The organism is Photobacterium sp. HL06, from assembly GCF_059552575.1.
Genome location: NZ_CM183914.1, coordinates 2737688 through 2759002, shown reverse-complemented (window position 1 = coordinate 2759002; position 21315 = coordinate 2737688). Strand labels below are relative to the sequence as shown.

The 21315-nt window shown below is 49.0% G+C and carries 12 protein-coding genes; 6 read left to right on the top strand and 6 right to left on the bottom strand.

Annotation, left to right across the window (positions count from 1 at the left end):
• Positions 1-18: 18 nt before the first annotated feature.
• Both AC51G0_RS12620 and AC51G0_RS12615 read right to left on the bottom strand, forming a co-directional pair.
• Positions 19-7746, bottom strand: a complete 7728-nt coding sequence (locus tag AC51G0_RS12620; RefSeq protein ID WP_496298862.1) for a phosphopantetheine-binding protein — start codon at positions 7744-7746, stop codon at positions 19-21.
• Between the two features lie 846 nt (positions 7747-8592).
• A complete protein-coding gene (locus AC51G0_RS12615; protein ID WP_496298860.1) occupies positions 8593-8994 on the bottom strand; it encodes a thioesterase family protein in 402 nt (133 codons plus the stop codon).
• Positions 8995-9256: 262 nt separating this feature from the next.
• On the opposite strand from AC51G0_RS12615, the gene AC51G0_RS12610 reads away from it, so the two are divergent.
• From AC51G0_RS12610 to AC51G0_RS12590, 5 genes are all read left to right on the top strand, one after another.
• Positions 9257-10306, top strand: a complete 1050-nt coding sequence (locus AC51G0_RS12610) for a 3-oxoacyl-ACP synthase III (protein WP_496298858.1) — start codon at positions 9257-9259, stop codon at positions 10304-10306.
• A 38-nt stretch (positions 10307-10344) separates the two neighbouring features.
• A complete protein-coding gene (locus AC51G0_RS12605; protein ID WP_496298856.1) occupies positions 10345-11241 on the top strand; it encodes an alpha/beta fold hydrolase in 897 nt (298 codons plus the stop codon).
• Positions 11241-13112 carry an olefin beta-lactone synthetase gene (gene oleC, locus AC51G0_RS12600; protein WP_496298854.1) on the top strand — a complete coding sequence of 624 codons (1872 nt, stop codon included), beginning with the start codon at positions 11241-11243 and terminating at the stop codon, positions 13110-13112. The genes AC51G0_RS12605 and oleC overlap by 1 nt, the downstream gene beginning before the upstream one ends.
• A 36-nt stretch (positions 13113-13148) precedes the next feature.
• Complete coding sequence (oleD, locus tag AC51G0_RS12595; RefSeq protein WP_496298852.1) at positions 13149-14258, top strand: 2-alkyl-3-oxoalkanoate reductase; 1110 nt, start codon at positions 13149-13151, stop codon at positions 14256-14258.
• 79 nt (positions 14259-14337) lie between these two features.
• On the top strand, positions 14338-14781 hold the full coding sequence (locus AC51G0_RS12590; RefSeq protein WP_496298850.1) for a hypothetical protein: 444 nt from the start codon (positions 14338-14340) through the stop codon (positions 14779-14781).
• A gap of 35 nt (positions 14782-14816) precedes the next feature.
• Here the strand turns inward: AC51G0_RS12590 and AC51G0_RS12585 are convergent, their stop codons facing one another.
• The 3 genes from AC51G0_RS12585 to yccS all read right to left on the bottom strand — a co-directional run bounded on the left by AC51G0_RS12585 (position 14817) and on the right by yccS (position 17974).
• The gene (locus tag AC51G0_RS12585; RefSeq protein WP_496298848.1) at positions 14817-15332 is read right to left on the bottom strand and encodes a GNAT family N-acetyltransferase; all 516 of its coding nucleotides are present in this window, start codon (positions 15330-15332) and stop codon (positions 14817-14819) included.
• Between the two features lie 64 nt (positions 15333-15396).
• A complete protein-coding gene (locus AC51G0_RS12580; RefSeq protein ID WP_496298846.1) occupies positions 15397-15714 on the bottom strand; it encodes an antibiotic biosynthesis monooxygenase family protein in 318 nt (105 codons plus the stop codon).
• A gap of 88 nt (positions 15715-15802) precedes the next feature.
• The gene (yccS, locus tag AC51G0_RS12575; RefSeq protein WP_496298844.1) at positions 15803-17974 is read right to left on the bottom strand and encodes a YccS family putative transporter; all 2172 of its coding nucleotides are present in this window, start codon (positions 17972-17974) and stop codon (positions 15803-15805) included.
• Between the two features lie 193 nt (positions 17975-18167).
• Here yccS and helD point away from each other — a divergent pair, with 193 nt between their 5' ends.
• Positions 18168-20258 carry a DNA helicase IV gene (helD, locus tag AC51G0_RS12570; protein ID WP_496298843.1) on the top strand — a complete coding sequence of 697 codons (2091 nt, stop codon included), beginning with the start codon at positions 18168-18170 and terminating at the stop codon, positions 20256-20258.
• 60 nt (positions 20259-20318) lie between these two features.
• Here the strand turns inward: helD and AC51G0_RS12565 are convergent, their stop codons facing one another.
• The gene (locus AC51G0_RS12565; protein ID WP_496298842.1) at positions 20319-21305 is read right to left on the bottom strand and encodes an alcohol dehydrogenase catalytic domain-containing protein; all 987 of its coding nucleotides are present in this window, start codon (positions 21303-21305) and stop codon (positions 20319-20321) included.
• Positions 21306-21315: the final 10 nt, after the last annotated feature.

The following is a 21315-nucleotide window of genomic DNA, read 5'->3' as shown; positions in this document are numbered from 1 at the left end:
TATTAGAAGAGTCAGCCACTATGACAGAAGCTCCTTTTCTGGCTCGGACTTCACCAAAAATGCCTCGTTAAGGCTCTTGCTGATCGTCACTTTTGCGCCTTTCATTACGGCGCTCAAGCGACCATCTTGATGGTAAAGCGAGATGTTAGCTTGTAGCGAACGAGAGGTGGTTTTAATCACTTCAAGTTCTAACCAACCTTTGTCTTCCGCTTGCATTGGTTCATAAGAAACAAATTCACCAATTGCAGACGGTAGGCTAGCTGCGCCGTACTTCAATCTTGCCCAAACCAGCATGGCTTGCAGCAAGTAGTCTTCAGCGAACGGCTGACAACCACCTGTATGCTGGCTCGGTACAAATGCACCACAGTCAGCATCAGCAATGGTTGGTAGCTGGCACTGTGCGAGTAAGCCTGCGTCATCAAAACGTTCAACAGTCTGGATGCCTTGTAGCCTTGGACCATGGAACAGGGTGCCATTACTGTACAATGCATCAGCCGTTGTGACGGATTGATTTGGATCCGCCGCAAAGGTTTTAGCCTGCGCTGATTCAACCGATTTTGTGATCTGCTCTAAGACCAACATCGCTTGATACTGTGGTCGACCCTGGCAGCTGATCAAGGCTTTGACTTGATCATCGGCTTTTGCGTCGGGTGTCAGTTTCAACGTCAGTGTTTGCACATCATCGGTTTCAAAAATCACGCCTTTAAGCAGTTTGTAGTTGCGAACAGTGACGTTCGCACCTAACAGTTGCTCTGCTGCTTCACGCATCCATTGGATGGCACACACTGTCGGTAACACGGGGTTACCGGCAATGCAGTGATCCTTGATGAAAGGTATCGCTTTCGGGTCAAGGTCGCGTGTTACAGTGATGCTTGTTTTCAGCGGACTCTTTGCTACCAGCACAGACTCCGCATCAAGCTTTTTTACAGCGTTTTCCTTGTTTTCTGAACCTTGCATGCTTGTGCCTACAAGCAGTTGAATGCCTGTTTCACTCAGAAGCTGTGAGCTAAATAGCTCAGCGCCAGCTTGTAGAGGAATGACATAGACACCACGTTCGGTGAACATTTTCTTCAGAGCCGGATTAACCATGCCGCCATCCCATGGGCCCCAGTTGAAGCTCATTACTTTCGCTTCAGGGTAACGCGCCGAGAACTGAAGTGCTGCTTTGTTCAGGATGTCATTAGACATCGCGTAATCGCTCTGTCCTTTGTTGCCGTAGAATCCTGCCGCAGAAGAGAACATCGCTAATAGTTTTAGCTTGCTGCAATCTAATGCACTCAGTACAGCATCAAGACCGCCAACTTTGGTTCCGTAAACAAGGTTTAGTTCATCCAATGTTTTGTCTTGAATATGCTTATCTGCCAGTACACCCGCACCATGGATCAGGCCGGTGATGTCAATGAACTGAGACAATGTGTTGGCAACTGATTCACTGTTTGAGACATCGAGGCTCAGGTATTCAGCACTTGCGCCAACATTTGCAAAGGCTTGTAGTGCGCTATTGATTTCAAGGCTGCTTAAAACAGGCTTAAGCAAGGCATCCACTTTCTTCGGCGTTGGTTTATCACCTGATGCCTGAAGGTGAGCAATAGCCGCTACTTTCAGTTCGCTTTCTTGCTTGCCTTGTGCCCATTCTGGTAGTTCAGCAGCTGTAATGTGCTTACTGCGGCCTGCAAGAATGAAGTGTGACTGACACTTCTTAGCCAGTGTTAGCGCACATTCAAACGTGACGCCTTTCGCGCCGCCCGTTACCAGAACCTTATCGGACGTGGTTAGCTTCGCAGCAACATTTTTCGTTTGAGCTGTACCTGCTTCTGCTGCACTTAAGGTAGCTCGAGATGATTCACTGATACCAATTTCAACGGTGTGAGTATCAATATCAAACAACTCTGCAGTGACGGCTTCTGCCAGATGGCGAGCATCAAGAGTCGGCGCAACATCTAAAGCACGACAGAATACGTTCGCCCATTCGTGGCTTAACGTTTTAGTCAAACCGGACAATGCCGCCTGGTTTAGTTCAGCGTTAACTAGCTGCTTGGTATCAAGGTAACCAAAGCCACCATCAATACGGCTTACCGTGAAGAAGTTACGACGGCCTGATGCTGATGCCGTGTTTAACTGAGCGTGAAGCAATTTAGCGAACAAGAACGCAATTGAAATGCTAGATTTTGCATCGGCATTCAATGCAATAGCGGCATTGTCAGATTGCGTGTCAGCCGCAAGAGGTTGCAGGTGAATGAATCCACCAATCTCTTTGTGCGCGCTTTCAATCTCAGTGATAACAGCGTTCACGCCAGCTTCATCAACACTTGCTAACGGATAGCTGTTGATTTCGCTATTTAGTGGTGAAGCGGCAGATAGAGGACTGCGCACAACGGCGACTTGAAGGCCGTGAGCACTTAGCTTTTCTGCTAGGACGCCAGCATTATGACCATCATCTGTGATCACAATACATGCTTCTTTGGAAAAACAGTCTGCTAATTTATCTACCGCTGGTAACTTTTTTAGCGCCACCTCGCTGTGAGGAGGAAGCTCTACCGTTGCAGTTTCAACCACGTTTTCAGGAGCAGCTTTAACGACTGGAGCCGTTGTTGATGCTGCAGATGAAGCGCCTGATAGCTTGCTCTGCATGTAAGTAACGATTTCGCCCAGTGTACGACACTCAGCCAAATCTTCAGGGTTTAGCTCTGGTAAGCCAGGTAGTTGGTCTTGAACCGTACCCAGGATTTCAACACGCTTGATAGAATCGATACCTAAGTCCGCTTCCATATCCATGGCAAGATCAAGCATTTCTGCTGGGTAGCCGGTTTTGTCAGCGACGACATCTAACATGGTGCTTTGTACGTGCGCAGCATCCAGGCCGCTTGCCGCTGGTGCAGTTTCAATCGAAATGGCTGTTGCAACTGGTGCAGCAGGCAGTTTGCTGTTCATGTAGTCAACGATTTCACCCAGTGTGCGACACTCAGCTAAATCTTCAGGATTCAGTTCAGGTAAACCTGGGAGCTGATCTTGAACTGTACCTAGGATCTCAACACGTTTAATAGAATCGATACCAAGATCGGCTTCCATATCCATCGCCAGATCTAGCATTTCTGTTGGGTAGCCGGTTTTGTCTGCTACAACGTCAAGCATGGTGCTCTGAACTTGTGCAGCATCCAGGCCGTTTGATGCAGGCGTTGATGTCGGTGCCATTGTTGAAACAGCCGCCGGCGCTACTGATACAGCCGATGCAGGTAGCTTGCTGTTCATGTAGTCAACGATTTCGCCAAGCGTACGACACTCAGCAAGATCTTCAGGGTTTAGCTCTGGAAGAGTCGGAAGCTGGTCTTGAACTGTACCCAGGATCTCTACACGCTTGATGGAATCGATGCCTAAGTCCGCTTCCATGTCCATCGCAAGGTCCAGCATTTCTGTTGGGTAGCCAGTTTTGTCTGCTACAACTTCCAACATGGTGCTTTGAACTTGCGCAGCATCTAAGCCGCTTGTTGCTGCTGGTGCCGCAGCTACAACAGGAGCTACTGCAGATACTGTCACAGCAGGCAGTTTGCTGTTCATGTAGCTAACGATTTCGCCCAGTGTACGACACTCAGCTAAATCTTCAGGGTTTAGTTCTGGAAGAGTCGGAAGCTGGTCTTGAACCGTACCCAGGATCTCAACACGCTTGATGGAATCGATACCTAAATCGGCTTCCATATCCATTTCTAGATCCAGCATTTCTGTTGGGTAGCCAGTCTTGTCAGCAACAACTTCAAGCATGGTGTTTTGAACTTGAGCAGCCTCTAAACCGGCAGGAGCGGCTTCAGCCACAATCGGCGCGACTGCTGGTGCAGATTGGGCACCTAGCTTGCTGTTCATGTAAGTAACGATTTCGCCCAGAGTACGACACTCAGCTAAATCTTCAGGATTCAGTTCTGGTAGGTTCGGCATTTGGTCTTGAACCGTACCCAGAATTTCAACACGCTTGATGGAATCGATACCCAGGTCCGCTTCCATATCCATATCAAGATCTAGCATCTCGGTAGGGTAGCCCGTTTTCTCAGCAACCACTTCCAGCATCACTTGCTCTGGGTTTACTGTTTGTTGAACAACTGCTTGTTGTACAGGAGCGGCTTCAACAACAGCTACAGGTTTAACTGCCGGTGCAACCGGTGCCGCCATTGGCGCAACTTGTTGAGTCGGAACCGCCGCTTTAACCGGAGCTGGAGTAACGACTGGAGCCGGTGCCGCAACAGGTGCAGGAGCCACAACTGATGTAGCAGCTGGTGCTTGCTGAACAGGTGCTTGCTGAACAGGTTCTGGAGCAACTGTTGATGTTTGAATAGAAGACGCTGAACCCTGTGACGTCAACAACCCTAGCGCAGAGCTATTGCTGTTCGCTTGAAGCTCAAGGTAATGCGCGTGAGCCTTCAGGGTCTCTGCCTGATGCTGGTGGAACATTTCCATTGAACGTTGCAGGCTATCTGGAATAGCGACACCAGATGCCGCCATTTTGGCTTGCTCTGTCATTAACGTTGTGAAAGTGTCGCCGTATTGCTGTGGAATTGCGAGGAACTGTTGATGCACCTCTGCAGCTTGTTGTTGAGCTGCAAAGAATGCATGTAATGACGCATCACCCACAGGAAGTTGTGCTGTTGTCGCCTGTGCTGTTGCAACGGCTTGACGCGGCTCTTGAGCAACAGTTTGAGCAACAACGTGTGTTACTTCCTGAACTGTTACTTCTGGCGTAGCAGCTACGGCTACAGGTACTTCGCGGATTTCGGTTTTAATCACTTCTTTTTCCACAATCTTCTCAACGACTTCAGTTTGCTTGCTGACGGTTCCCGTTTCTAATGACTTGGTCATTTTTGCTCGGGTCGAAGCACTGATGTAGTTCGATGCATTTAGCTTGATGTTCATTGGCGATGTTGCTGCTGGCTGGTCAATATCCGCCTGGTACGGGTCGATATTGTTTAGCGTGATACCAGCAACGGCGAGTTGAACGGCGGCTAGACGCAGCTGCTGATCACTATCACCTTTAGGGTTCGGGTTGATGCTAATCGTACAAAGCTCATCGGCTTTGCCTGTTAGTGTTTTCTCAACCAGCTTCTGCAGAATATTCTTCGGTCCAAACTCGATAAATACACGAGCACCAGCATCGTACATGGCTTCAAGCTGAGTGCTGAAACGTACTGACTGCAGCATGTGTTGTTTAAATGCTTTCTTAATGACTTTGCCGTCATTCTTGTACAGCTCGCCTGTCGCATTGGAATAAAGCGGCAATGCAGGTTTGCTAAATGTCGACTTATCAATGGCTGCAGCAAATGGTTTCTGCGCGTGGGCAACCAATGGTGTGTGGAAGGCACCAGATACTGGCAGTGGAATTGCTTTGAAGCCTTGTTCACCTAGTGCTTTTGCTGCAAGCTGTGCATTGTCGGTAGGACCCGCAATAACAAGCTGAGTTGGTGCGTTATAGTTGGCGATGCTCACGCCATCAAATGCGCTGATGCACTGTTCAACCGCTGCTAACTTATCTGCATCCAGAATAACGGCATACATGGTACCGCTATCACCTTCTGCTGGCGTTGCTGCCATGGCGTTGCCACGTGCAAAAGCAAGCTGGTAATAATCATCTTGAGAGATAACACCAGAAGCGCATAGGGCACTGAGTTCCCCAAAGCTGTGACCTGCTACCATGTCGGCTTTAAAGCCCGCTTGAGTCATTAGCTCGTATTGACCCATAGAAACCACACCGATAGCACTTTGGGCATTAGCGGTATTGGTTAACGTTGCTTCTTGAGCGGCAGTATCTTGCTTGTTGAAGACTGGTATTGGGAAAAGAACCTGTGATAATGGTGTCTTCTTATTCTGGCCGAATACCTTATCTGCATTTGCGAGTTGCTGACGCATCTCAGGATAATGGCAAGCCAGTTCACGACCCATATTCAGGTACTGAGAACCTTGGCCGGCAAACAGCGCGGCCACTTTCGCAGAACCCTTTTCACTCACAAGGGCTGATTCACGGTAGCTGGTACCGCTTGGTAGCTGCCAGTGCGCTTTTGTCTGATTTTCAAGCGTTGAGATTGCCTGGGCCAGCTGAACTTGAAGCTCTTCACCCGTTTTAACCACTAAGCCTAAACGAGCATGGGATGTCTCGATACTACGCAAGCCGTAGGCTTCAACCAGTGCTTCTAGAGTTGTACTGTTGTTTGCGATATTCGCAGACGTTTCTTTCAGGTTAGCAAGCAACGCTTCACGAGACGGAGCACTAAATAGCAGTGTTTGAGCGACTTCTCGCTGGCGATATTTGTCACCGCGAGCATGTTCTTGGTTGTACTCTTCCAATACGACGTGGAAGTTGGTACCACCGAAGCCAAATGAACTGATACCCGCACGGCGAGGGGTGCCATCAACACGTTGCATCCATGGGCGGGTTTGGGTGTTGAGGTAAAAAGGCGAGTCTTCAATGTCTAGCTTTGGATTTGGGCTAGTAACATTGATTGTTGGCGGCAGCACTTTGTGGTGCAGCGCCAATGCTGCTTTGATTAAACCTGCTGTACCGGCTGTCGATTTAGTATGGCCAATCTGCGACTTTACTGAGCCTAATGCAATGTGCTGTTTTTCGTCATTGTTTTCGCTAAAGACTGAACTTAGGCCTTTGAACTCGGCAACGTCACCCGCAGCAGTACCGGTACCGTGGGCTTCTAATAAGCCTAGGGTGTGAGGAGCAAAACCTGCATCATCGTAAGCTCGCTTAAGGGCTTTCGCCTGACCTTCAGGACGGGGTGCATAGATACTCTTGAACTTACCATCTGAAGATGCACCGACACCTTTAATCACCGAGTAGATACGGTCGCCATCACGTTCTGCGTCTTCTAGACGTTTCAGCGCGATCATGCCGATGCCTTCACCAATCATCATCCCCTTTGAATCAATATCAAACGGTTGGATGGTCTCATTGGTGGTGAATGCAGGTGTTTTAGAGAAACTCATGTACATGGTTGGCGAGTTATCGGTACATACACCACCTGTGATCATCATCTCACTGCGGCCATCTACCAATTCACCTAGTGCCATACGAAGTGCGGCAAGGGAGCCTGCACAGGCCGCATCAACGACGCAGTTAATGCCGCCTAGGTCGAAACGGTTAGCGATACGGCCGGCGATTACGTTGCCTAGCGAACCAGGAAAAGAGTTTTCTTCCCAGTGAATGTACTGATCTTGGAACTTCTTGATCAGCATCTCGCTGTCTTCGTCACTAATGCCGCTGTTTTTGAATACTTTCTTTAGGACAGGGTATTGCAGACGGGCATTTAGGCTCTGACTGATCTTCTGACCACCGCCAACGCCTAAAGTAATACCGATTTTATCTTTGTCGTAATCCGCTGGCAGTTTGGCATCCGCCAGAACTTCTTTAGCGACAATCAACGATAGCAGTTGTGAAGTGTCTGTTAGTTCAAGAATATTAGGTGGAAGGCCAAACTCCATTGGGTTGAAGTCAACCTCAGGCATGAAACCACCACGCTTACAGTAAGACTTGTCTGGTGTGCTCTTATCGGCATCGTAGTAATCTTCAGGGCGCCAGTGTGTATCTGGCACCTCGGTGATCGCATCAATCTTCTCGCTGATTAAATCCCAAAATTTGTTCAGGTAGCGGGAATTCGCAAAGATGCTCGCCATGCCGACGATAGCAACGGGCATGTCTTTAAGACGTTTGTTGAGTCGCTTATCTTCTTGCGATTCAGGCGTGGTTTTTGGGGTTTGGCTCATTTATGAGTCTCCACTGAACACCCGTAGTCGGGTGTCATATTTACGGGCTGGGCTTTTACATGTACGGAGCGCTGATTGGAATTGGCTCCGAAAAAGCTCGGCAAAAAGGTACGGATGTTGCGGGCAAGCAACAGTCGTAAATTTAAAGGTCGTGAGTGTGCTGACTCATGTGGAAGTTCACAAGTCATGTCGTGACGGGTGGCATTAATGTGCCGTATTATTGTCTCGTCGCTGGCTTGTGTGCTGGTTATGGCACAAAGTTGATACGAGTTGGAATGCGATTGAGCTTTCATCCGTTAGAGGCAATATCCATCATAATCCTGCTGAAATTACTGCTGTGACTATCGAAAAGGATGCGCCAAATATCCGTTATGAAGACAGCTAAATCTGTTGATGGTTGAGCAGACTACCCGAGGTCGCTTTTTGATACAATCGCCTGAGACGGAGGTTGGATCTCTTCAGACCAGTTAAAAATGTCATTTTTCAATTTTTTGCAATGTGTTGTTGATTAAGTTGTTGATTATATTTTAATTATTACCTGTTTTTAGTGTAAATACTCAGCTTTAAGTGAAAGTGTGACGTGTGCCCCAATTATATAAATAAGTGTGATGCAACAGTTGTTACAAGGGGCTTTGTGCCAGTAGGGACAAAAAAAGCATCTAGACATGAAGGTGGTAAGTTAAGCCCGTTTTAATCCTGATTATTGTTGAATTTATAGTACATAGGATTGGCTTAGTGCTGTTGTTTCAAAAGTAAAGTGTCACAATAGAAATGGAGCTCGATGTGAGATGGATCAGCCCAGACCAACTAAGAGCGTTATACCCAGGCTAACGGGGGCTGGTAAGATTAGTCCCGCATCATGGATGCCAGAATATCATTGGGAACGGGCTGTAGGCGTTTTTCTTTATCCAAACAGACCATTTCAATATCACCAATAACGGCAGCTCGGGTTGCTCCCGGCCGCCATACCTCTTGACGCCACAGGGTTTTATACTTGCCATCTACTGTGAAAGTGGTACGAATGTCGCAGATTTCCGCAAACTCAACGCCATCTTGGAAAGTCATATTCGCTTTATAGACCGCAAACCCTAATCCGTGTTCGTTCCACAGTGTGGCCAGCTTATCGCTATCAATGACATGTTCACGCGCACGTTCGAAATATTTGAGAAAGTTGGGGTGATATACCACACCTGAATGGTCAGTATCTTCGTAGTAAATTTGTACCGGGTGGTGATATACCTTGCTCATTTCGGGCTCTGTCTCTTAATCAATCAGATCTGTCTATACTGTTCTTGCCTGTACAAGAACCAATACCAAGAGTGGCACTTTACATCACGTTTGCCACTAACTTAATATCTTTTGTACTGGTCATATGAGCCTGTCCACATCTCGTTATCTGGCAGTTTCTATTGAATCAACGTCCATTTCTTGCTCCAATGACGCGCAAGTGTGCACAAATAATGACGAACGGTGCTGTTTTGACCGTGATAGTGAGTAGTTACATAGTTGAATGAAATATTCCCGCGTTTTTATCAATAGTCTGGCTTACGAGCTAGCACCACAAGTGGTATCAAGCTCTGAGTTAGAATCTCGTTTAGCTCCCTTATATCAAAAGTTTCGAATCCCGATGGGGCAACTTGCTGCATTAACGGGGATCGAGGAGCGCCGCTGGTGGCCGAAAGGACATGTATTGTCAGATGGCGCACTTGCCGCAGCCCGTAAAGCGATAGATGAAACGGGTGTCCGAGTCGAGGATTTAGGCGCTGTTGTGTATACCGGCGTATGCCGCGATCAACACGAACCTGCCACCGCTTGTAGAATTGCGTCTGAGCTAGGTGTCTCGAACGATACTGCCATCTACGATATCAGCAATGCCTGCCTCGGTGTGCTGTCAGGCATTTTAGATATTGCCAACCGTATTGAGCTGGGCCAAATCAAAGCCGGTTTGGTTGTTTCCTGTGAATCAGCACGACACATTGTCGATATTACCATTGACCATATGTTAGCCGAGCCGACGATGCAGAACTTTGCCCAATCATTGGCAACCCTGACCGGGGGCTCGGGTGCTGTTGCTGTGTTGTTGACTGACGGTAGCCTTCCTCTGTGCAATACGCGTCAGCATCAACTGCTGGGCGCGAGCCATTTATCGGCACCTGAGCACCATGACCTTTGTCAATGGGGTTTGCAGGAGGTTGGGCCGCAACTGTTCCGGGAGTACATGCGTACCGATGGGGTTAGCTTACTCAAGGAGGGGGTCCAGCTAGCACGTGATACCTGGGAGCATTTCCTCGAGCAACGCAATTGGGTTGTTGATCAGGTTGATAAGGTCATTTGCCACCAAGTGGGGGCATCTAACCGTAAACAGGTGCTAAATGCGCTGAACATCCCTGTAGGCAAAGAGTTTCCAACCTATAAGCTGATGGGGAACATGGGCAGTGTTTCATTGCCGGTTACTGCTGCAATGGCGCATGATCATGGTTTTTTAAAGCCGGGCAATAATGTGAGCTTCCTTGGTATAGGAAGCGGGCTTAATTGCATGATGTTGGGCCTGAAGTGGTAACAACCGATAGTGCCGAATAGTACAAAATAAGGATGGTCATGTTAGACACGTTGTTTCCTTTTAAGCGTAACTTCCTCGATCGGAATGGTCACCAACTCCATTACCTGAATGAGGGACAAGGTGAGCCGGTTGTTATGGTTCACGGTAATCCAAGTTGGTCTTTTTATTATCGAAACCTGGTAACGGCATTAAGTGAGAGGCACCAGTGCATTGTGCCTGATCACATTGGCTGCGGTTTGTCCGATAAGCCGGATGACGATGGGTATGATTATACCCTGAACAATCGTATTGACGATCTTGAAGCCTTGCTTGAACACTTGGATGTTCGAGAAAATATTACCCTCGTTGTGCATGATTGGGGTGGGATGATCGGAATGGGTTACGCCGCTCGTTACCCTGATCGAATTAAGCGTTTAGTGATCCTAAATACGGGAGCCTTCCACCTGCCAGATGCTAAGCCTTTCCCTTGGGCATTATGGATTTGTCGTAATACCTTATTAGGCACGGGGTTGGTACGTGGCTTCAATGCCTTTTCATCTATCGCTTCTTATGTCGGTGTAAAGCGTAAACCGATGAGCCCGGAAGTACGAAAGGCATATGTCGCACCGTTTGATTCATGGGCGAATCGTATTTCAACCTTGCGCTTTGTTCAGGATATTCCGCTACGAAAAGGCGATAGAAACTATGATTTAGTTTCAGAGATTGCCGCTAGTCTACCGAAGTTTTCACAGGTACCGACATTGGTCTGTTGGGGGCTGAAAGATTTCGTTTTTGATAAGCACTTCCTGGCGGTTTGGCGTGAGTGCATGCCACATGCAACAGTGCATGAGTTTGCCGACTGCGGCCACTATATTCTCGAAGATGCGAGTGACGAGGTTGTACCGCTAATTACTGACTTTCTGAAAGACGACCAGCCGAGTGAGGTACACCCTTAATGGTCGGTGAGGGTCAAGCTAAAGCCTTCACGAGCTCAGTGAAGGCGGACGCTTTTGGCTGTGAACATGACTCAAATACAGCCAATATCTGTCGCCATCTGAAGCGAGCAGCAAAAGAAACGCCTGTATCACTCGCGGTTGCGGTGCAAAAGAGGTTGCTGGCGGGAAAATTTCGCTATGACGAATTGAGTTTTGGTGAACTTGACGCTGACAGTGATCGTATTGCCCGGGCTCTTGCCGAGTATGGTATTACACGCGGCATGAAAGCAGTACTGATGGTGACGCCAAGCCTCGATTTCTTTGCCTTGACGTTTGCACTATTCAAAGCCGGTGTGATCCCGATCCTTGTCGACCCCGGCATGGGGATTAAAAATCTCAAGCAATGTTTTTCTGAGGCAGAACCCGATGCTTTCATTGGGATCCCGAAAGCTCACATAGCACGTTGTTTGTTCGGCTGGGGCAAGCCAAGCGTTCGTCGTTTGCTGACAGTTGGCGGCAGTGAGCTTTTTGCCAAAGTCTTTGGTGGTACCAGTTTAAGGGCTTTGCTAAATCGAAATGCTGTTGCAAAACCTCGAAATCAAGCAACGCCGCATGTTGCTTTTGAAATGGCACAGCTTGGCAGCGATGAGATGGCGGCGATCCTCTTTACCAGCGGCAGTACCGGAACACCGAAAGGCGTGGTCTATACCCATGCCATGTTTGAAGCACAAATCAATGTGCTGAAAAACGATTATGGCATTGTTCACGGTGAACGTGATCTTGCAACGTTCCCGCTGTTCTCTCTATTCGGGCCTGCACTTGGCATGGCATCCGTTGTCCCAGACATGGATGCCAGCAAACCAATCACCGCCAATCCTGACAATCTCTTTGCGGCTATTGAGCAATACCAATGTAGCAATATGTTCGTAAACCCTGCTCTTATTGAGCGTTTGGGGAAAGCAGGCACAGGCCAGGTGGTACAAGGGAGAAACTCTCGAACGAAACCGCATACCTTACCGAGTATTCGGCGTGTAATTTCTGCCGGGGCTCCGGCAACCATTTCATCCATTGCGCGATTTAGCGAGATGCTCAATGATGGGGTTGAAGTGCTTAACTCATATGGTGCCACTGAATCATTGCCATTGACTATGATAGGCAGTGAACAGCTGCTGAAAACCACGACGATCACCGACAGTGGTGGCGGCATTTGTGTGGGGAAACCTGTCGATGGTGTTGATGTTGCGATTATTGCGATTACTGAAGAGCCAATAGCGACGTGGAGTGAGGCACTTCGGTTACCAGTCAATACGATTGGTGAAATTGTAGTGAAGGGGCCGATGGTAAGCCGTCGCTATTACTGCCGTGACAGCGCGACAGAAACTGCAAAAATCCTTGATAGCCATGCTGATATCGAGCCCGGTAACGGCGAAATCGGCAGTTGTGGGCAAAGTGTTCGTCACAGAATGGGTGATTTAGGTTATCTCGACCAGCAAGGTCTGCTGTGGATGTGTGGTCGAAAGGCACACCGTGTTGAAGCAAACCGCGTTGATTCTAATTTCGATGAGAACCCCTATTTTTCGATTCCTTGCGAGCGCATTTTCAATACCCACCCTAAGGTGAAGCGTACTGCGTTAGTCGGTGTCGAGATCAATGGCGAAACTGCTCCTTTGCTGTGTGTGGAACTAGAGCAAGGGGTTGAGTTTAAACAATCAGATCAGGCCATAAATATTTTTTATGATGAACTGAAAGCCATCGGTGCGAAACATCACCAAACTGCCGGGATCACTGACTTCTTAATTCATCCCGATTTCCCTGTCGATATTCGCCATAATGCAAAAATTTTTAGAGAGAAACTTGCAGTATGGGCGCAGGCCAGCATTTCTGAAAAATAAGCAAACCCTGAAACAGTTCTAAAAAGGCACTAAATTGTGAGTGATCAAAATACCTCTGCCAACGTGATGCACCATCAACTTCTACCTGAAGAATCAAAGGCGCTAAACGCCTTGGCTTCGACGGCAAACCATGCGTTTGTGACGGGTGCTGGAGGTTTTTTAGGGAAAGCCATTTGCCGCTATTTACGCGCCGTGGGTATTCAGGTTACAGGATTCGCTCGTGGTAACTATCCGGAACTGCAGCAGATGGGAGTTCGGATGGTTAAAGGGGATATCTGCGACAAATCGACTTTGCTGGAGGCAATGCAAGGTTGTGATGTGGTCTTTCATGTCGCATCAAAGGCCGGTGTCTGGGGTTCAAAAAGTGATTATTTTGGTCCGAACGTGGATGGTGCTCGTAATATCATTGAAGCTTGTCAGGCACTTGGTATAGATAGGTTGGTTTATACCAGTACGCCAAGTGTGACGTTTGCTGGTACCGATGAAGCGGGGATTGATGAGTCAGCGCCCTATGCAGATAACTATCTTAACTTTTATGCTGAATCAAAAGCTGTCGCCGAGAAGATGGTACTTAAGGCTAATGGCCTGCCGCTTTCGGGGGAGATAGAGGGTAATCGAACGCTGAGTACTGTGGCGCTTCGCCCTCATCTGATCTGGGGCCCTGGTGATCCACATCTTGTCCCACGAGTGATTGAACGTGCTCGTGCTGGTCGACTAAAACTTGTTGGCAATGAGGATAAGCTTGTCGATACTATCTATGTCGATAATGCCGCTTATGCCCATATTCTTGCAGCCGTTAAGCTAACAGAATATAAAAAAGTATGTGCTGGTAAGGCGTATTTTCTCAGTAACGATGAGCCCATTACCATGGCGGCAATGCTGAACAAAATACTGGCCTGTGCAGCGTTACCTGAAGTCGGTAAACGAGTGCCTGCAGGCTTGGCTTATCGGGTTGGGGCATTTTTAGAGTGGGTTTATGGTGTCTTGGGTAAAACTGAAGAGCCGATCATGACACGCTTTGTCGCGCGACAACTCTCGACCAGCCATTACTTTGATATTACAGCCGCCAAACGAGATCTGGGCTATACGCCATTAGTCAGTATTGACTGTGGAATGGAGGAATTAAAAGCTTCACTTTCGAAGTGAGAGCAGAGCAACTCATCTTGAGCCAAACTAACCTGTAGTACCTAATCAAAAATCAGTTTATTGCTAGGGATTATTTTGGATGGATAAGTTATATCTGCATCAAATCAAGTCTCCGTTTGCCGTCAGTGACCACCCCAAAAACCTGTTTGTGATCAGTGCTTCTGATAATATCAATACGGCAGCAAGAGAGCTGATGGCCAAAGAATGTCTATTGTATACACGTCACAAAGGGTTAGCCGAGACCTTTGTCGAACTGGCTGAAAGCGGTGAATTGAGTGCCGACCTGAAAATGGTTGCCTTCATACTTCGGTCACTCGATAGTACAAGCTATACGTCATACCTGGAGCAGATGAAGAAACACTGTCAGAGCGAGACAGAGTATTACCGTGTGCTAAAAAACATGATTGAGGATTATATCCAGCAAGGGCATGTTCCTGACAGCAAGGGGCATTTTGCCGATTATACGCCATACCACGATTTTCATTGTCGGAGCAAAGCGTATTACGTCAAGCGATATCGTTAAGCTATGTCGGTCGTTCCGTTTTCCTGTCGCTATTTTTACGATAAAAATGATATCTCGTAGAGCCTTAGTGCAGGCTGATCTTCAGGCTCTTCAATGTTGCGGACAAAACTCAGCCCCAGACGTGAAAGCAGTTTGATGCAGTTAGTGTTATCTTCTGTAGTGATCGCGACAACTTTCTTTAATTTAAGCTTGTTTTTGCCGAAATTCATTACCGCTTGTGCTGACTCATAGCCATATCCTTGGCTGAAGTATTCAGGGAGGAAACCATAGCCAATATCGATCTCATCGAGAGAATCACGCTTGATCAGGCCGCAAATACCTATTGGGCTGTGGCAACCTTTGAGCTCAACCATATACAAACCAACCCCATGGCTCTGATACATGCTAATGGGGCCATCGATTAAGTATTTTCTTGCATCTTCTACCGACTGAAGCTGCTTGTCGCCGACAAAACGAAGAAAGGGCTCAGTGGTGTATAACCTAAGGGCGAAAGCCGCATCATCTTCTGTCAGCCGGCGAATGCGGAGTCGTTCGGTTTCAGCAATTATCATAGTGTTGCCTTGTGGATTGGTAATAAGCGCTTTAGAAATACTTGTTGGTTTGGTCATATCCAATTTAGAGCCCGTAGTCACGCTCGACCTTAGCTATTCTGAGCTTGAATGATGAGTACCATTCCTCGCGTCCTTTTTTTCGGGCTACTTGGTGGGCTGAATTCTCTTTCCACGCTTTGATGGCTTCTAAGTCACGCCAGTAAGAGACGGTGATCCCGACCTCCTCTCGCGCAGATTCTACCCCTAGAAACCCAGGTTGGAGGCTGGCAAGCTCGACCATTTTATCAGCCATCGCGCCATAGCCGTTGTCTACCTCGGTTCTTTGTGAAGTAAAGATAACGGCATAATAGGGCGGTTTCGGCGTGTTAGCTATTTCGGACATACTGACTCCTTTCAGTGATGTATGTAATATCAGTTGGCTTGAAATGGCACAATAACACAATGCGACGGCAAGCCTTCTGATAATTGAATTAAGCCGTTTCTTTGCGGGTTCTTGCCGCCAGCTTATTGGCCAGTGAATGCAGCTCCGGCAGCATCCGCTGGATCAGGTGGAGCTGCTGCAATACCATCCGGACAGAGGTACAGTCCTCATCGCGCCACTGAGCAAGTCGCTGCTCAAGCTCCGTATCCGACCCCGGAGCCTGACCGCAATGGTTGCCGTCTAGCTGCTCGGCCAAACACTCCAGGTGGGCGTGGATTTGGCGATGGGCTTGGGCAACCAGATGGTGGGTGCGCTCGTCTTCAAGGCGAGTACGGTGGGCACCCAACGCCGAGATATAGCTCAGCATTGCATGGTTAAGCGTGAGGAAGCGGAAGCTTTCGTCAGTCGCCATCCGGTACCGTCCGGGCTCGGCCAGCATATTGCTGATAGCGGTACTGAGCTGGGCATCGGTATTGTGAGCATCTCGGCGGGCTATACGGTAGCTCAAGCTGTCTTTCTTGCCGATCCGGTACTGGCCAATGATCTGGCCGAGGTAGTCTCGGTTAGTAGTAATAGCTGAGGCCATCACTTTGTGCAGTCGGTTTGCTTGCCAGTCCGGCAAAATAAAGCTGACGGCCAGTACAGCAAGCAAACAACCTAGTAAGGTGTCGCCGAGACGAGGCAGAATGACGGCATAACCTTCACCAAGCTGGTTAAAGCAGAACAGGACCAGCAGGGTAATAAACGCTGTTGCCAAGCCGTAGCGAACGGTGCGGAAGGCAAAGAACAATACCCCGGCCAGTACCATCAGTACCAGCTGGCCTTCTTGGCCCGGAAATAGATATAGCAAAGGGATCCCGGCCAGCAAGCCGCCCAGAGTGCCCAGTACTCGCTGGACCAGCTTCTGTCGGGTGGCACTGTAGTTAGGCTGGCAGACAAACAGTGTGGTGAGCAGGATCCAGTAACCTCGTTCCAACTCCAGAGCCTGGATACAGCCGTAGCCGATTGTCAGGGCGATAGCCATTCGCAGTGCATGGCGAAACAGCATTGAGTCCGGGCTGAACTGGCTGGTGATCCGCTGCCAGCGCTCTTTCATACTGCGCGCTTCGTTATCGGCCAGTTCGATATCATTGCCCGTTTGAGCGACATCTGGGTTGCTGACATTTGATAGCTGGCGTTCAACGGTCGCGAGGTTATTGAACAGATATTCGAGCTGGATTAGAAATGTCCGCCATTGCGGGTTGTGTTGATTTTTCAGGTACAGCAGCGATTCTTGCAATTCATCGAGGGCTCTTACGCTGTCTGCGCCGTGCCGGTACGGTTTTCCCATTGCAAGGGCGTGCGAAATTGCCCGGCAGGCATCGGCCTGGTTGGTCAGCAAACGTTGAAAACGGAACAGAACGTCACTACGCTGAAAAGTCGCCGACAAATCTTGATAACGGTGATGCGAAGAACTGGCTCGCTCATGGATATCCTGTGCCAGGAAGTAAATTTTTAGGAACTTGTCACCGGTTTCGTTTGGTTGCCCGCGGCGGGCACGGTTAAGCAGGGTAGCCTTAGCACTGTTGAGCGCTGCAACGACACGGGCATTTTGCCCTGCCGCCTCCAGTCGTAGCGGCTGTGGGACCATGTTGGAGACCGGCTCGAACAATTTACTCTTGCTGTCGAGATAATGGGCAAACTCTGAAAAGACAGCAGCCAGGCTCTGCTGTACTGGCTGATTGGGCCACAGGATCTGCCAGGTCAGGGAGAGTAAGCCATACCAGGAGGCACCGGCTAGCAACAACATCGGTTGGTACCATAGGTTAGCGCTATTGTCGGCACCCAGCATGGTATAGACGGCCAACAGTAGCGAGGCAAAAGCTATGCTGGCATAGCGAGCGCCCATCGCCCCCAGCATAATAAAACCAAAGGTCGAACAGAATAGGCCAATAGCAAATAGCAGCGGGTAATCAAACAGAATTTCAATTGAAAATGCGGCAATCAGGAAGCAGGCCAGCGTCATCAAAAGGGCTTTGATCCGTCCGGTCAGGTTATCGTCGGTTTCTGCCAGTGCAGCTGCAATGATCCCTAAAACTAGCGGTGTGACTTCAGTGGTGGCATCCAAATACCAGCAGGGGAGCGCAATACCGACCAGCGCAATAAGTACCCGAATACTGTAGTTAATTCTGTCGTTCGCCCAGTAGCGGCGTAAAGCAAGTTTTAAGCGGCTGGATTGCATGTTGGCTCAGTCAGTTAGGTGAAGCGCTAAAGATAGCAAAGTTCATATCGGTAAGGGTATAAGCCCCTATGAAAAATAGTGGCTAATGCATTTATTAGCAGAAATTTTACGCAAATGACTGTTCAGGCGCTATGGCCAAACAGGAGTTCTTGCTACTCTTTATCTGGTTTTTTTGAAAGCTTTTGGTGACAGCATGCGTTTAACAGCCAGTTGGCTCGCACAGTGGTTGGTTCAGGGTGATTATTGTAGTATCGCGTTGAGTGAAAACAGCCTCGTTTTAGATAGTCAGACTGAATCAGAGGAAATCCCTTTTGATGACTGGGATGGCGCGATCGCTGTGCATCGCGGTGTGATCTGGGGATCATTGGAAATTACCTCAGCCGATCAGGAATATTGCTGGGTGGTACACGGTTTGCCATGGCGTCAATGCAAGCAATTTGCCAGCATTCTTCTCGATGCTTACCGCAGCTGGGCGCAGGGCCGGGTTGAGAAGTTGGACGAAAAGCTGCCTGATATGCTTAACCGCATTGATTCATTTGTCGGTCAAACGACTTATTTACGTCAGTCCGAGCACCGTAGTCTTAACCAATTTCTGCAGCAGTCACTGGCGATGACGGGGTTGACCCAAGAATTAGCGGCCTCGTTCCGGCCGATGGCGTTCGAGAAAGTTGCCCCCTGGCTCGAAGACAATACTGGTTGGATAGAAGATACCAACCAGCAATGGTTACGTCAGGAAGCCGACAAGTGGTCTTCTTGGTTTGATAAGTTTGAGTCATCCCCATTGAACGAATCACAGCGAGAAGCTGTGCTGATCAACCAAGACCACAACTTGGTATTGGCGGGAGCCGGAACCGGCAAAACCAGTGTGCTGATCGCACGTGCGGGGTATCTGGTTGCCAACCAGGTCGCGCAGCCGGAAGAGATCCTGATGCTGGCCTTTGGCCGAAAAGCGGCGGAGGAGATGAGCGAGCGCCTCAGCCAGAAAGTAAACAACAATATTAAGGTTGCCACTTTCCACAGCCTGGGTACGCAGATTATAAAAGTGGTAGAAGGCGAACAACCAAATGTCTCGCCACTGGCTCTGGATGAAAAAGCTCGGGCAGATTGGATTGCCAAGATGCTGACGGAACAATGGCAGACTGCTGCATCCGCCAAACGTTGGCAAAAGCACCTTACCCAATGGCGGATCCCTGGATTTAAATCAGATAATTCGATGGAAAAGCAGGCAAGAAGCGAGCAGCTGGCTGCCTGGATCTGGCGTCATATCGAGCTTATCGGCCAACGCGGTGCCAACAAGTCAGAATTGAGCCAGAGTATCGAAGCCAGTGATGGTAAAGCATCACTGCCAAGGATGAAGAGTGAGCTGGCATTACTATGGCCGTGCTACCGGGCCTATCAGCAGCACTTGAAAACCACTAAGCAGATCGACTTTAACAGCATGATCCAAAAAGCGACCGAGTATGTGGCGGAAGGGAGATTTGTTTCTGAGTGGCGTTTTGTCATGGTGGATGAATATCAAGATATCTCACCGCATCGTTTGGCGTTGATTGAAGCACTGTGCCAGTCGACACAAGCCGAACACGCTCGCCCGACCTTGTTCGCGGTAGGTGATGACTGGCAGGCGATTTACCGTTTTGCCGGGGCTGATGTCAACTTAACCACCGGATTTGAAGAGCGCTTTGGTTCATGCCATATCACAGAGCTAGGAACGACATACCGTTTTAACAGTATGATTGGTGAAGTGGCCAACACCTTTATTCAGCAAAACCCTCAGCAGCTGAAAAAGAACCTGACTAGCCATAAGAAGCAAAAACGCAAAGCGGTGACGCTCTTGTGTCAAGATTTGCTGGAGCAGGAGTTGGTACAGCTGGCCTCGCAAAACAGTAACCCGACCTCTGTGTTGCTACTTGGGCGGAATAACAACCAGCGTCCGGAAAAATTAAAGGCATGGCAGAAACAGTGGCCGCAACTAGCGCTTAACTTTATGACCTGTCACGCCAGCAAAGGCCGAGAAGCCGATTATGTGTTTATACTGGATGTGAATAGGGGGATTTTCCCGGCTCCTGATCGAGAAACAGGCTTGGCGGGCTGCCTGCAGGCCAGAAATGAACACTTTACTGATGCCGAAGAGCGCCGTTTGTTTTACGTAGCACTGACCCGAGCGAAAAAGCATGTTTGGGTTTGTGCTGATCCGGAAAAGACTTCCTCGTTTGTTAATGAGCTGATTGACGAAAAATACCCGGTGATGAATAAAATCAAGCGGGTAAAGGTCGCTAAAAGCTAACGGCTATTACTCTGGCACTTAGTCAGTTGCTCTGTCACGAATAGGTGAGTTGAACCAAGCTCAGGGCTGATCGGTCGTTACCACCAGCTTGCCGCTGTGCTCTTGCTGTTTCAGTGTTTCCAGCCCGTCGGCGAGTTTCTCAAATGGCAGTACCTGTTCGATCATTGGATCGAGTCTGCCTTCTGCCACCAGGTTGCTCATTGTGTTACCAATATCTGCCAGGTGATGGATATGCTCGAGAGTGCCATGGGCATAGGTACCATGCAGGGCGACCTCATGCAAGCTCAGGGCTTTGGTGGTGGCCAGTAGCGGTACCTGATTAAATTGGTCGGCAACCATCACTATTTCACCGTTGTAGCGGATGAGGGCGCTCATGATGCTGCCCGATTTTGCTGAGACACAGTCAATCACAGAATGAACAAGCTGATCTTCAGTGAGCTCAATTAACTTCATGGCCACATTGTCTGACTTTGGGTCAAGAACCGCATCGACTCCGTAGCTAAGGAGCCGTTGATGGTGTCGCTGCTCGGCAATCGCATAAACGGTTGCCCCTGCTAGTTTTGCTAATTGTGCCGCAAAGCCACCAACCCCGCCACCAGCACCTGTGATAGCTATTCTTTGTCCGGGCTGGACATCTAACTTATCGTGCACGGCCAGCCAGGCGCTATAGCCAGCACAGGGTAGGGCGGCAGCCTGTTCAAAGCTGACTTGTTCAGGAATACGGCTCAGGGCATGGGCCTTGACCGTCGCGTAGTAGGCAAAGCCGCCTGCATATCGGGGATCGGCAAAACAAACCACCCGATCACCAGACCGAAAATGAGTGACATCTTTGCCCACCGTCGCCACAGTACCGGCAATATCAAGCCCTATAATCTGTGGGTATTGCCAGGTTGCATAGCCCCAGCTGGCGAGTTTGTAGTCGATAGGATTTAGCCCGGCAGCCATCACCTTGATGCAGACTTCATCGGCTACTGGTGTCGGTTTCGCTGCGCGGGAGAGTTTCAGGCAGTCGAGTCCTTCCGGTTTAGTGAGTTTCCATGCTTTCATGTACCACCAT

What these genes read in the sequence shown, in the direction of transcription:
- AC51G0_RS12620 (WP_496298862.1), bottom strand. Translation starts at nt 7,746, where the DNA reads ATGAGCCAAACCCCAAAAACCACGCCTGAATCGCAAGAAGATAAGCGA.
- AC51G0_RS12615 (WP_496298860.1), bottom strand. Translation starts at nt 8,994, where the DNA reads ATGAGCAAGGTATATCACCACCCGGTACAAATTTACTACGAAGATACT.
- AC51G0_RS12610 (WP_496298858.1), top strand. Translation starts at nt 9,257, where the DNA reads ATGAAATATTCCCGCGTTTTTATCAATAGTCTGGCTTACGAGCTAGCA.
- AC51G0_RS12605 (WP_496298856.1), top strand. Translation starts at nt 10,345, where the DNA reads ATGTTAGACACGTTGTTTCCTTTTAAGCGTAACTTCCTCGATCGGAAT.
- oleC (WP_496298854.1), top strand. Translation starts at nt 11,241, where the DNA reads ATGGTCGGTGAGGGTCAAGCTAAAGCCTTCACGAGCTCAGTGAAGGCG.
- AC51G0_RS12590 (WP_496298850.1), top strand. Translation starts at nt 14,338, where the DNA reads ATGGATAAGTTATATCTGCATCAAATCAAGTCTCCGTTTGCCGTCAGT.
- AC51G0_RS12585 (WP_496298848.1), bottom strand. Translation starts at nt 15,332, where the DNA reads ATGATAATTGCTGAAACCGAACGACTCCGCATTCGCCGGCTGACAGAA.
- AC51G0_RS12580 (WP_496298846.1), bottom strand. Translation starts at nt 15,714, where the DNA reads ATGTCCGAAATAGCTAACACGCCGAAACCGCCCTATTATGCCGTTATC.
- yccS (WP_496298844.1), bottom strand. Translation starts at nt 17,974, where the DNA reads ATGCAATCCAGCCGCTTAAAACTTGCTTTACGCCGCTACTGGGCGAAC.
- helD (WP_496298843.1), top strand. Translation starts at nt 18,168, where the DNA reads ATGCGTTTAACAGCCAGTTGGCTCGCACAGTGGTTGGTTCAGGGTGAT.
- AC51G0_RS12565 (WP_496298842.1), bottom strand. Translation starts at nt 21,305, where the DNA reads ATGAAAGCATGGAAACTCACTAAACCGGAAGGACTCGACTGCCTGAAA.